Raw genomic sequence first — 13,754 nt, 5'->3', positions numbered from 1 at the left:
AGGTGATGTGATGGACGCCCCTTCCCAGCCTAAGTTCTGCCACACTTATGCTGAATGTCTATTCGCAGAGGAACAACATCATGAACTCGATAAAAGTTGTCGGGATCGATTTAGCTAAGTCTGTTTTTCAGGTATGTGTCTGGATGAGTGATGGAACTGTTGCATCCAATCGAAAAATTCCCAGAAATAAACTTTTGGATACCCTTCGCCAGTTTCCAGCTAATACGTTGATTGCAATGGAAGCTTGCGCTACTTCGCATTACTGGGGACGAACCTTCAAGTCAATCGGGCTTCTCGTTCGCCTTATCCCAACCCAACATGTTAAGGCTTTTACCCGTCATCAGAAAAATGATGCTAATGACGCACTGGCGATCTGTGAGGCTGCGCTACGCCCTGGTATCCATTTTGTGACGATAAAAACCGTCGGGCAACAGGATATTAAAGCACTTCGCAGCGCCCGCCAGCTAATGGTCGAACAACGCACGGCGGTGGCAAATCAAGCTCGGGCACTGGCTGCTGAACAGGGGATTGAACTCCCTGTGGGCATTCATATCCTGTCACAACGATTGCCTGAACTTATTGAAGATCCGGCGCTGGATATTTCCCCGGTATTACGCGGTTTACTTTTTTCGTTACTGGAAAACCTTCATTTGCTTGATGAGCGCATCCGTTCGACGGAACACAACATTTTGGCTTTATGTCAACAGCTCCCAAAATACAAAGTACTGATGACGATACCGGGAGTAGGACCTCTCATTGCCGCTGCATTTCTAAGTGAGGTCAATGCAGAACAGTTTACGAATGGCAGGCAACTCTCTTCCTGGTGTGGTCTTGTACCCAGGCAGCGTAGTTCGGGAGGAAAAAACAACCTGTCCTCAATGACTAAAAATGGAAACCGTGATCTCCGAACGCTGATTATCCATGGAGCACGGTCAGTCATGTTCTGGTCACAGAAGCGCGATGATGCACTGGGAAGCTGGATGAAACATCTTATTGAGCGAAGAGGCAAAATGAAAGCGACGGTGGCATTGGCTAATAAGCTCACACGCATTATCTGGCGATTATTAACAGGGTCAGAAAATTTCAATATTAACAAAGCTTTTGCAACAAACTAATTGCCCGTTTTTCTGGAATCACCATAGTTTAACTGAGTTTGCAGACACTGATGAGAAAACGGCAGACCGACCCTGTAAAATCCTGGCGTGAGTTCTGGTAGCAACATACCGGTGAGGTGATAAGGAAACAGGGTGCGGATGACATCATGGCGCAGGAAACCTCTTTCCATAAATGACGCCGGATATATGACAGCGAACCGTATCAAATCAGTATTTGCATAACACTGGGCGTCCATATATGACTCACATGACAAAAACAGTATCAACCAGCAAAAAACCCCGTAAACAGCATTCCCCTGAATTTCGCAGTGAAGCCCTGAAACTCGCTGAATGCATCGGTGTTGCTGCCGCTGCCCGGGAACTCAGCCTGTACGAATCCCAGCTCTACGCATGGCGCAGTAAGATTAACAATGCCCACAGCTCTTCCGAACGTGAGCAGGAAATGTCCGTTGAAATTGCCCGTCTTAAGCGCCAACTGGCGGAACAGGCAGAGGAGGGGGGTGCGGATGTTTTCCTGGACTGTTTTATTGTGTGATCTCAAGTTGCTGCCGATATCTTGCCGGACTGATTGCACCCAGCGACAGCTTTATACGGCGTTCGTTATACCACCTGATGTAAATATCTACATGTTGCATGAAATTATTCAGCGTCACACCTGACCAGTCCCGACCATAGTACATTTCATTTTTCAGACGGCCGAAGAACCCTTCGCAGGCCGCATTATCCGGTGAACAGCCTTTGCGAGACATTGAGCGGATAAGACCCGCTGCATTCACTCTCGCCAGCCATCCTGGCCAGCGATAATGCCCACCCCGATCGCTGTGGATAATCGGACTCTCGCTTGTTTTTAGCGTATCGATCGCGTCTTCCAGCATCGTATTAGCCAGCTCTGCATTTGGGTGCGTGCTCAGTGACCAGCTCACAACTTTACCATCGAAGCAGTCTAACACGGGTGACAACCACACTTTTCCTGCTGGGAGTTGGAACTCCGTAATATCCGTCAACCATTTTTGGTTCGGCAAAGCCGCTTTAAAATCTCTGGCGATTAGATTGTCGGGTGCAGAGCCGATTTCTCCGCAGTACGAGCTGTAGCGCCGGCGGCGGGAACGACTCACTACAAGCTGTTCCTCTGCCATCAGCCGGCGTACAACTTTTTCTGAGAGCACCAGACCTTCGTGCCGTAGCATTGCATGTAATCGCCGATAGCCATAACAACGGTAGTTACCATTGAAAATCTCTGCCATTGTGGTGCGAATGGCCGCATATTTATCACCCAGGCACAGTGATGCACGATGGTAAAAATAGCTACTGCGGGCAAGCTGTAGAGCACCGAGCAACCTGGCTGTGGGATGTGCGTGTCTCAGGGCATCAACAACCAGTGTCTTTTCCCTGTTTGTCAGGGATTGAGCGCTGATGCCCCGGTCTTTTTTTATCAGTTCTTCCGCTTTATTCAGGATATCCAGTTCCATCTGCTGGCGTAGGATCTGTTGTTTAAGACGAGTGACTTCATCAAGCAGTGAGTCACGATCCTTCTCAGTGGAAAGATCCTTGTTTTTACGCATGGCGAGATAATCCTCGTTACCGATCAGTTCATCCTTCCATTTATATAGCTGCTGGCGGCTGACACCAACCTTTTGCGCGATTTCGCGGGCGGATGCGGACCGGATGCAGAGATTGCTGACAGCCTGGCGCTTCACCTCAGTGTCAAAGGGAGCATGCAGATTTTTTAAATTGGAGAGGATCTGACGTCTACCGGGATGAAGTTCATCCACCCAGCGACTCAGCAATACGTCACTGGGATAACCCAGCGTTCTACAAGTAAATGCCAGGCAGCAACCTTGCTTAAGGTAGTGCTCCACAGCGGCATGCTTTTTCATATCGGTATAACGTGGTTTTCGACGCACACGCTCAACCAGTACATCTCTGGTTTGCCATGCCTGAACCCAGCGTCTGAGTTGTTTTGTCGACGGATAACCCAATTCGCGAACTATCTGTACGACCTTTTTGCCATATTTAAAATAAAGCTCAACAGCGCGAAGCCGATCCTCGTGTGAATACATAGATTATCTCCTGAGAGTCCAGGAAAACATCCGCACCCCCGAGCTGGCCATTCTCCAAAAGGCCGCGACATACTTCGCGAAGCGCCTGAAATGAAGTATGTCTTCATCGAAAATCATCGGGCTGAGTTCAGCGTCAAAGCCATGTGCCGGGTACTGCGGGTCGCCCGCAGCGGCTGGTATGCGTGGTGTCTGCGTCGTCAGCAGATAACACCACGTCAGCAGTTCCGACTCGTCTGTGATACTGCTGTCCGTAAGGCATTCACTGAGGCAAAACAGCGTTATGGTGCGCCTCGTCTCGCTGACGAGCTGCCTGAGTACAACGTCAAAACCATTGCCGCCAGCCTGCGACGTCAGGGACTTCGTGCAAAGGCTGCCCGGAAGTTCAGCCCGGTCAGCTACAGAGAACATGGCCTTCCGGTGTCTGAAAATCTGCTGAAACAGGATTTTTACGCGAGTGTCCCGAATCAGAAGTGGGCAGGAGACATCACGTATCTTCGCACCGACGAGGGCTGGCTGTACCTCGCGGTGGTGATTGACCTGTGGTCGCGGGCTGTCATCGGCTGGTCGATGTCGTCGCGGATGACAGCGCAGCTGTCCTGCGATGCGCTGCAGATGGCACTCTGGCGACGTAAGCGACCGGGAAATGTCATTGTCCATACAGATCGCGGTGGGCAATACTGTTCGGCGAACTATCAGGCGCTGGTGAAGCGGCATAATCTGCGCGGTAGCATGAGTGCCAAAGGATGTTGTTACGACAATGCCTGCGCGGAAAGCTTCTTCCACTCGCTGAAGGTGGAATGTATCCACGGGGAACGCTTTATCAGCCGGGAAATTATGCGGATGACGGTATTTAATTATATCGAGAGTGATTACAATCGGTGGCGTCGACACAGTGCCTGTGGCGGTCTCAGTCCCGAACAATTTGAAAACCAGAACCTCGCTTAGGGCCGTGGCCACATTACGTGGGTAGGATCACTTGGATTGCGGTTCGGCACCAGAACTCGGCGCTTTACGTCGATATCGTCAACGACCCGCAGCTCTGGGAAGCGGTGTGCGAAGAGAGCCAGAACCGCCCGGATCTCAGTGCCGACTGGGTTCTCGATAATGGTGAACTGATCATCGGCGGGGATTGGCTCACCGAGATTGACATCACCCAACCGGAATACATCGACATCACCCTCGCATCGGGCAGGATCGAAGTCAGGCGGCGAACACTGACTATTTTCAATGCCTAGAAGTAAGAACCCCGACTTGAAGGTCGGGGTTCTTGACGCTTATATAGTAAGAGTCTGGTTAATTAGCTTTTAGGGAATGACATAGCAACTTTGTACTCATCACAGGTAAAGCCCTCTTCAGCTGGATTATGTGGTGTTCTGTCAGTTGACCAATACCTTAACGAAGGTTCTTCTTTTTCGATGGACTGACGAACATCAGCAGTCAAGTTGCCAGACATATGAACAACCTGATCTACTTTAGACCAACCGTTAGAGACTTCCTTAACCATGTAACCTGCTGCTATCGCGATGGCTACTGCTTGGCTTATATGTGGGGATTTGAACATTTCATTTTCCTAAATCAATCTTATCTATTAATTTCAGATTGTTATTGTAATCTTTGATAAAGAACTGTGTTCCTCCGCCAGGTCCTAATAAGGGGTTTTCCCACACAATACCCGACGGAATAACTATAGGATTAATTACTTCATACACGCCCATTGTTGGCCGATAACCGAACTCAGGATGAGGTGAAACCTGCAAACTTTGGAACAGTGACTCCCGGCCAAAATTAGCATTTAGCAGCGTTTGCTCAGTAGTATAATACGCAGACTGCCCAGGTATGCCCCCGTAGACTTTACTTCCTGCCGGTAGGGTTGTCATACTCCATTCATCTGCGGCGTACCCCCATTGCAATTGATCAGATTTTGCAGAATGAATCGCAAAATTAGATGATTCACGAGCTTTTTCGCTGAGAGCGATATTAGATTTTACATGATCAGATATTGAGTTAGTCGTCTTCACCGTCTGCTCTGTTACAGAGCTACCTTTCCCAGTAAACGGCACTTTACTTGACGGTGCCACTATCCCCGTTAATACCCCTGCCAGATTCTCCAGAGCAACTTGATCTCCCTGATAGGCTTTCACCGCTGTCGTTTTGATTGCATTCCACGCATCACCATTAACTAGCGAGTTCAGGGCGTTTCCAGCCGCCTGATCTTTCTTATTCAGGTCATTGATCGCTGTGCTGCAATAATTATCTCCGGTTGCGCAACTTGCCAGCGCCATAGCAGCATCCAGTACCGTATCACCACCGGCCATCGCTAGATCACCGGCTTCACTAACCGCGTTCAGTACACCATTGGTAAGCTGGGAAGCGATGTTATCCCCCATTTTTTCTCGCACCTGAGCTTTCATTACCTCAGTGTTCTCTTTAACCGCTGCTCGTGCCTTATCTCCGCTTAACGAGTTATTTTCCGCAGTCGTTTTCGCCGCCTGTCCTCCGGCCACTGCATCCGCCGAGCTATCCCCTGCCAATCCACCTGCCAGACCACCGGCCAAGGTTGCCAACGCGCTGATGGTTTGCTTCTGCTCTTCGCTCAGCTCACTGATTGGCGTGTCTTTGCCATACAACTGGTCTTTGATGATACCCGCGGCAAGTTCACCCGTTGCGGCTCCGGCTGCACCCGCCAACGCATTATTACCTTGCGCTGCTGCAATCGCCGCATTCACCGCCGCATGAGCCAACGTTCGTGCCGCCAGATCATCGGTACTTTTGGCTATCACTTCTGCAATAAATGGCGCTGCGCCACCGGCGAGTGCTGCGGCCATGTTCCCACCGGCCAAGCCCTGTATGGCGGCGGTAGCGGCCTGCATCCCTTGCTGAACCTTGCCGCCCGTACCGAACCCGGAGTCATTAAACGCCTGATTGTAGAAGTTCTGGTAAACCTGCTGGCTGATGTCCTCCGTTTTCGGTTCCTTGCCCGGATTGGCCTTGCGCCACTGTGCTTCAGCTTTTGACTGGTCCTCCGGGCGCACGGTCTTCATCTTCTCGTTTGCCGCTTTGGTCGCCGCGATAGCCCCTTCGGTTCTGGCAATATCCATTGCCTGATTACCTATTTCACCTGTCAACTGCGCTTCTTTCAGGCGGTTCTGTTCCTTCTCTTTATCGAAGATAACGTCCAACCCCGGATTGGCGTTTTCCACATCACGGCTTAACGTGCTGACGTCCTGTTTCTGACTGGCGGTATCACGAACAACGATAGTCCCTTCCGATACCGCCGCTTTCGTTGTCGAGCTGGCATGCCCTTCTGAGTTCGCACCGACCAACAGGTTGTTTGCCATGTTACCTGCAAAGTCTTTGCCGATAGCGCCGCCAGTGCTGATGCCGACGCTCTGGTGCTCGACCTTGTAATCCGCTTTGTTCTCGATATCGCTGAAGCCCAGCGTACCGGTATCGAGCTTGTTCTTGCTGGCATCCGCCGTTGACCCTATCACCGCACCGTTTAACTGCGTATGTTTGCCGACGGTAATATCAAAACCGCCGTGACCCGCGAAGATACCGCTCTGCTCTTTCACCGCATCCCAGGTGCTGTGCATTTTGTCCTGGCTGAGGCTCACCGACGCGCTGCCACCGCCCATGCTGACGCTGCCGCCGGCGCTGGCATTCTGTTGCTTCGAATCGTAATTGTCGCTGTCCTGCTCGCTGGAAAGCGTCAGGTTGCGCCCCACATCCAGCGTCACTTTATCGCCGTTAGCCTGCGCCCCGGTAAGGGTGGTGTCGCGCCCGCTGGTGATGTTCAGGCGGTTACCCGCATCAAGGGTGGTTTCGGTGTGTGTGGTGCCGTTGCCTTTTTCGCTGCCTTTGCCTTTGTTGACGCTGGCATTGACTGAAATCCCGTTACTGCCGCTGCCGAAGTTAATGCCCACGCCCACCGAGCCCCCCTGGCTCTCGTTTTTGCCGTCAAGCTGGCGGGTGTTTTCAGCCGAAAGCAGGTTCACATCGCGCGCAGCCTCAAGCGTGATGTCATTGCCGGCTTTAATCTGCGCCCCCTGCACGGTGATGTCGCTGCCGGTGGCGTGAATGCTGAGGTTTTTTCCCGCCTGAACGGTGCTGCCCTGGCTGTCGTGGTTGGTCTGTGTCCGGGTCGACGTGGACTTCTGACTGCCGTAAGACAGATTGACGCCAATCATGCTGCCCGGGTCACCCTGTGCCTGCGCCAGCTGGTTTCCCTGATACGCCTGCACACCGCTCAGTGCCGCTTTCACACCATCCAGAGCCGCGAGCCGGCCACTGTCTTCTTTACGCGCATCGCTGACGGTGGTGACAGCCTGGTTTATCGCACTGCCGACCGTACCGCTCAGCGCCAGCGTCAGGCCACTGGTTTTCTGCTCCACTTTATGAGTCTGGCTGCTGTCGTTGTCGGCGGCAAGAATGTCGACATGTTTGCCCTGCAGGGCCATATTCCCCCCGGCAATCACGTCCGACCCTTTCACCGTCAGGCCATTGCCCGCCACGATTTTCACATTGCCGCCGACGCTGCCGACCGTGCTGCCCGCGCTGTTATGCGTGGTGGTGGTATCGGTGGTTTTCAGGTCACGGGTGCCGTAGCTGATACCGATGCCACCGGTACCGGACAGACCGGATTTTTTCTGCTGCATCAGGTGCAGTTCCTGATGGCTTTCCTCTGCCGCCGTGAGGGTCACATCATGCCCGCCACGCAGCGAAACATCCTGCGTCCCCGCCACACCGCTGCCTTTAATCAGCAGGTCATGCCCCGCCCCCAGGGAGATGGTGTTACCGCCAAGCTGGCTTGCCTGCGCGCTGTTGTTGTTCCAGGTGTCGCGGGTAGTAGTGGTGGTTTTTGAGAACATCCCGCTGCTGCCCGTTTCCTTGTGGCGCTCATCCAGCTCGCTGTGGTTCTCTCCGCTGACAACGCTGATGTCGCGACCTGCCGCCAGATTCAGAGCGTCATTCGCGTTGATGTTGCCCGCCCGGACATGAATGTCCTGCCCGGCGGCGACCGACACGCCACCGCCTGCGGCGATGTCTGAACCGACCTCGTTACGCTGTGCCTGATGCAGGGTGTTGTCCTTGTTCCATGCCACATCATCCTGGCTTGCCGTGGTCACGGTGTTCAGGTTCACATCGCGCCCGGCGGCCAGCAGCGTCTTGCTGTCGTGGCCCGAATTCACTACCTGCGCCGCTGTAAGGTTCGCGTCACGCCCGGCGTTGAGCACCAGGGTGCCACCGTCATTGACCACCGACATGCTGGCGACTTTATCGAGTGTGGTCCGGCTGAACTGACTGGTAACGTTCTGGCTGCCCGCACTACGGGTAGTTGTGGTGATATTTATATCGCGTCCGGCGTTCGCCACCAGGGAATCCAGCCCCTGCAGGCTACCGCCGATGCTGGTGATGTCGTTGCGGGCCGTCAGGCTGACATCCGCGCCCTGAATACTGCCGGCATTATTCAGGATATTTTCTGCGGTGATGCTTGTGGCTTTGTGTCCGCCAATCACCCCGCTGTTGGCAAGGTTGCCAGTCAGGTTCATTGCAACATTACCGCCGGACATCAGCGCACCGCGGCTATTCAGATCCCCGGCTTTCACCTGAGCGTATACCTGAGGAACCCGTACCGTCTGTTGCGACCCGTCCGCCAGGGTAATCGTGCTATTGACCAGCCAGACCAGCGGTCTGGTGAGCTTCGCCATCTGCTCTGCACTCAGCGCCACACCCGGGCGCAGGTGGTACTGTTTTGCAAACGCCACGCCGTTGTCCATCAGCGCCTTATACTCTTCTTCGTCGCTGCTGTACCCGTCAAGATAACGCCTGCCAGACATCGCAATAATCTGCTCTCGTACCAGTCTCTGCTCGTAGTAACCGTCACCCAGGCGCTTCATGGTCTGGTCAAGGCCGAGCTGCTCCTGCATATAGTCGCTGGCAAGCCACTTCTTATTATTGGTAAAGCGCGGGTCCGTCTGGACAAGATAGCGGCTGTTATTGTCCGTCATGACAGTAAACAGGCTGTTGTCCGGCAACCGGGTATCCGGTGTCACGGTGCGGATCACGGTATCCTTCTCACCGCTTTCCGGTGCCACATCAAACTGCGTGCCGGGCGGTATCTGCACCGGTGTTTTATTGCTGCCGTTCACATGGGTACTGGTATTTCCAGCGCCCCCCGTGCTGACATCTGTCGTGCGGTTGCCCTGAGCGTCAATCGTTTCACCACTGCCACTAAAGCGACTGTTACCGTCCATCCGCCCCGGGTTGAGCGCTATGGTCTGAATGGTGTCCGGTGGCCTGTAGTCAGAGGTATCGATCCCCGGCGAGTCTCCCCCTTTATGATGCTTGCGATAATAATGCTTCAGCGTTCCGTCGTCGGTGATAATACGCTGACCTTCCGTCTGGTGGTTGTCCACATTGTCCGCATTAACCGTCAGGGTCTTACCGGCCACAATCTCACTGTTTTCGTTATAGACCGTGTTACCGTTAATCGTCAGGTTGCCCCCCGCCAGCAGTTTCGCCGGGTCACTCTCTTTGACCTGTGTCTCTTTCGTCGTTTCGGTATAGCGGTACTCATTGAAGTTATCCCCGCTTCCGGAGTCATGGCAGGTCACACCTTCAATGCAGATAATCCAGGTCTCATCTTTGTTAAGCGACACCTTGTAATCTGCGGTGTCATAGGTCACGCCTTTCCACTGGTACAGGAGTTTATCAATCACCGATACCGTCACCCTCTCCGTGGAAAAATGGTCGTTGATATTATTCAGACGCTTAACGTTTAACTGCGTGTCACCGGCAGATTCCATCGTGGCGCTGTGGTTGTTAATTTCCCCGGCCTGCCCGGTGACGGCACCATCACTGGCCAGTTGGCCGCCCACAGACAGAGTGCCATCACTGTAGATAAGCGCATGCGCGTAGTTATTGAGCGTTTGCGCCCCGATATTGACCTGCATACGCCCGGCCAGCACCGGGGCGACACCGTCGGCGGCCTTATTGTTGAACGTGATCACGTTCACGCCGATGCTGTCGCCGTAGATGCGCCCACTCCCGGTGTTGTTGAGTGTGTTCGCCTCAAGCCAGGTCAACCCGCCATCGATCAGGCCGGTATTCGTCAGGGTTTTAGCTAGCGTGAGCCTGTCGGTTCCGGCATTAATTTCGCCACTTTTCAGGTTGGAGAGGTTATCTGCGTTCAGGGTAAGTGTGTCTCCCGCCAGAATCTTCCCGCTGTTAACCCCATCCCCGTTGATGGTCAGGGTCAGATTCTGGTTAGCAATCAGCGTTCCCTGGTTGCTGAAATCCTGCTGGCTGGTGACGGTCATATTCCCGACAGACAGCAGCTTTCCATCACCGCTCAGGCTATCTGCATTCAGCGTCAGCTGTGAACCGGCACTGAGTGTGCCTCCGGTGTTGGTCAGTTGCAGCGCACTCCCCTTTGCCAGCAGCGTACGGCTGGCGGATATCAGCCCCCGGGTGTTATTGAGCGCCCCGGCAACCGTCAGAGTCAGGTCGCTATTCGCCAGCAGGCTGCCTTCCTGGTTATTCAGCGAATCACTGGTGAGCGCAATTGTCTGCCCTTCAATCCCCTGATCCGTTCCCTGCGTGTTGCTGTTATCTGCCTGCTGAGCCTGCACGGTGGTGGTGACCCCGCTTCGTATCAGCCCGTGCTGATTATTCAACAGCCCGGTCAGATTCAGCCTTAAATCGCCGGCACTCTGGATCTGACCCTGTTGGTTTTGCAGGCTCTGCGCGGTCACCAGGGCAGACTGCGCTGACACCACCCGTCCACTATTGCGGTTATCAAGGGTACTGACGGTCAGCGTGGTATCGCCCTTTGCGCCCAGCGTACCGCCCTGATTGTTCAGGTCGCGGCTGTTTACTGCCAGCGCCGCCAGGCTGTATAGCGTGCCGCTCTGGTTATTCAGCGCGTGCCCCTGCGTATCAAGCGTGATACCGCTCCCCTGAATCACACCGTTCTGGTTATTCAGATCGCCAGTGGTAGAAACCGCCAGCGCCCCCTGGCTGACTATCTGCCCTCCCTGATTCGCCAACAGCGTATTGAGCAGTGTCAGGCTTTTTCCTGCCAGCAGCAGGCCGGTGTTGTTATCCAGCGAAGAGGTGGTAAGCGTAAGGTGACCATTGCTGCTGATGCCGCCAGCATCGACGGTGCCGGTATTACTGAGGTGGCTCACCTTGAGCGTCATATCGCCACCGCTTTGCAGCTGCCCGGCGTCATCGTTATTCAGGGTGTCAGCGTGTAAATCCAGCACCGACTGCACCGCCAGTTGACCACCACGGTTATTGATAAGCGCGCTGTCAATCTTCCCGTTGCCCCTGGCAATCAGTTTCCCCTGGTTGTTCAGTACGCTTGCGGCCTGCACATCCAGGTTACCGTCCGTTCCGATAACCCCGTTGTGACTGTTATCAAGCTGCTGACTGATGGCGAACTGTGCGTTACCACCGGCTTTTATGTTTCCCCCCTGGTTGTCGAGAGAGCTGGCGTGCAGTGAGAATGCACCGCCGCCCGCCAGGAGCCCCTGCTGGTTAAGCAGATCCGTGGTGGTGAGCGTCAGCTTCCCGCCGCTAATCAGTTTGCCCTGGCGGTTATCCATCCCCCCTGACAGCGCAATGGCAGCATCACCGCCGCTGTCGATGCTGCCGCTCTGGTTACTCAGCGTTGTGGCTTTCAGATCCAGCTTCCGCGTGGCCGCAAACTGACCGCTGGCGTTATTAAAATCGACAGACGCTGAGATGAGATCTCCGGCACTCTTAACAGAACCGGCTTCATTATTGATACCCTGCTCGGCGGCAAGGTGTAACTCACCGGCCCCGGCGTGAGTCACTTCCCCTTCACTGTTATCGAGAGCTGTCGCACTCAGCGTCAGATTCTTGCTGTTGCTGCGAATATGGCCACCGTGGTTATCCAGCTTTCCTGCCGGATTCAGGCTGAAATCATCTTCACCGACCTGAACAAGCATGCCTGAGCGGTTACTCAGGTCGTGGGACGAGAGCGTGAGCTTATTCGCCGTCAGCGATCCCCCATCGTTGTTCAGCGCGGCGGTCGTGTGCGCAATCAGCGTTTGTTCCGCCTCAACGGTCGCATTGCGGGTCGACAAGTCTGCGTTCTGCGCATCCAGTGAGATTGATTTTGCTGCCGTCTGGCTGCCACTGATATCCATTCCCTTGCCTTTTGCCTGAATACCGCCACCGGCCAGGTTCCGCCCGTTGGCGCTGAGCTGCCCGTCGGCGCTCAGGGTGATATCTCCCGGTTGCGTCAGCTTTCCGGCGCTGTCCACACCGGCAGCAAGCAGGCTGCCCGTCGTGCTGTTGACGGTTTTCGCGCTGGCCGTCAGCGAGCCACCGCTGGCCAGCGAACCGCTATTGGTGAGCGTGCCATCGCTGCTTATCGTGATTTGCTGCTGGCTGTGAATCCCCCCGCTATTACTGATGTCGCCATGGCTGGCAATCTGAGTGTCGCCAGAGCTGCTGATTTGTCCGCTGTTTTCAATACGTCCGTCAGCGGTCAGCACCACATTTCCCGCCGTGGCACCCATCTCACCCGCGTTGTTGACTCCCACGCCTTTTTCGGTACCCGTCAGACGAATTTTTCCGGCATACATGCCGCCAAGCGCCGAAACGTCCAGCGCCATACCCGGCTTTGCGCTGCCGTCATCATCCAGTGCGGTGATGGTCTGATGTGCCGCATCCACCTGATTACGTCCAGTGGTCACTTTCAGGTCACGGGCACGAACCCCTGCATTGACCTTCACGCTACGCGCAATAATATCGGTATAGTCCTGAGCAGAACTGTCCAGGCCACTCCCCGTAATGGTGATTTCCCCGCCATTCACCCGGTAGCCGGTCAGGTTATCGTGGCTGAACTGTGGGGTTCCGGTGGTGAGCGTCGCGCGGTTGGCATTAATAAAACCACAGCCATCACAACTGATGCCTGAAGGGTTAGCAATGACGACCTGCGCTTTTTGCCCGGCGACTTCGATGTAGCCTTTAAGCTGGCTGGGGTCACGGGAATTAACCTCATTGAGGATAACTGTTGCTTCCCCTTTCGCCAGATTCGGGTTTGCTGCCACCATCCCGCCAAGACGGGTCTGTGTATTACTGTGGCTGTTGTTGAGAATGGCGCCGTGGTTATCCACATCAAACTGGCTGTAAGTGTTGCGCGATACCCCACCCGTACTCGGAGTCTGGATATTCACCTGCATGGTGCCACTGGCGCTGTGGGTGATTTGCGGCTGCTGGTTACCTGGCGCGCTGCGGTCAGCGACAACCCCTGCCGTGACCGGCGTAATCCAGCCAAACGTCAGGAGTAAACCCAACGCCAGCGGTGATAGCCGTGCGGTCAATTCAGCCGGTGTTTTATTGTCTGGATCAGATGAAGGCGACACCCCGGCACGGTGGGAGCGTGTGATATCTGCCACCACCATCAGCAGGCCACGGGCCTGGTTAAAAATAATACGGTAAAAAAGTTTATTCATTGCCGTTGACTCCCGCTGGTCAGTGCCCCACAACAGCCTCGGGGCAATATCCGGAAAGGAACACGCGCCCAGAGACGCGTGAAAAGAGC

The 13,754-nt window shown here is 54.4% G+C and carries 6 protein-coding genes and 2 pseudogenes; 4 read left to right on the top strand and 4 right to left on the bottom strand.

What is annotated here, in order from left to right:
• The first annotated feature begins 80 nt into the window (after positions 1-80).
• A complete protein-coding gene (locus MNO13_RS10040) occupies positions 81-1,115 on the top strand; it encodes an IS110 family RNA-guided transposase (protein WP_064549354.1) in 1,035 nt (344 codons plus the stop codon).
• Here the strand turns inward: MNO13_RS10040 and MNO13_RS10035 are convergent.
• On the bottom strand, positions 1,112-1,285 hold the full coding sequence (locus MNO13_RS10035) for a hypothetical protein (RefSeq protein WP_241939852.1): 174 nt from the start codon (positions 1,283-1,285) through the stop codon (positions 1,112-1,114). The genes MNO13_RS10040 and MNO13_RS10035 overlap by 4 nt on opposite strands.
• Before the next feature lie 77 nt (positions 1,286-1,362).
• On the opposite strand from MNO13_RS10035, the pseudogene MNO13_RS10030 reads away from it, so the two are divergent.
• Positions 1,363-1,611 (top strand): annotated as a pseudogene (locus MNO13_RS10030) (transposase); the annotation flags it as partial.
• 28 nt (positions 1,612-1,639) lie between these two features.
• Here MNO13_RS10030 and MNO13_RS10025 read toward each other — a convergent pair.
• A complete protein-coding gene (locus MNO13_RS10025) occupies positions 1,640-3,175 on the bottom strand; it encodes an IS3 family transposase (RefSeq protein ID WP_241939931.1) in 1,536 nt (511 codons plus the stop codon).
• Between the two features lie 57 nt (positions 3,176-3,232).
• Between MNO13_RS10025 and MNO13_RS10020 the strand changes: the two are divergent.
• Positions 3,233-4,120: pseudogene (locus tag MNO13_RS10020) on the top strand (IS3 family transposase); the annotation flags it as partial.
• Positions 4,121-4,137: 17 nt separating this feature from the next.
• On the top strand, positions 4,138-4,410 hold the full coding sequence (locus tag MNO13_RS10015; protein ID WP_241939930.1) for a hypothetical protein: 273 nt from the start codon (positions 4,138-4,140) through the stop codon (positions 4,408-4,410).
• 62 nt (positions 4,411-4,472) lie between these two features.
• Here MNO13_RS10015 and MNO13_RS10010 read toward each other — a convergent pair whose 3' ends face one another.
• Positions 4,473-4,736 (bottom strand): hypothetical protein, encoded by a 264-nt coding sequence (locus MNO13_RS10010; RefSeq protein WP_232887543.1) that lies wholly within the window; start codon positions 4,734-4,736, stop codon positions 4,473-4,475.
• A gap of 1 nt (position 4,737) precedes the next feature.
• Positions 4,738-13,665: a hemagglutinin repeat-containing protein gene (locus MNO13_RS10005; RefSeq protein WP_241939929.1), complete on the bottom strand. Its 8,928-nt coding sequence runs from the start codon at positions 13,663-13,665 to the stop codon at positions 4,738-4,740.
• Positions 13,666-13,754: the final 89 nt, after the last annotated feature.

Source organism: Buttiauxella ferragutiae (genome assembly GCF_022637515.1).
Classification (GTDB): Bacteria; Pseudomonadota; Gammaproteobacteria; order Enterobacterales; family Enterobacteriaceae; genus Buttiauxella; species Buttiauxella ferragutiae.
Note: the sequence above shows the minus strand (reverse complement) of the source record. Positions and strands in the feature narration are given on the sequence as shown.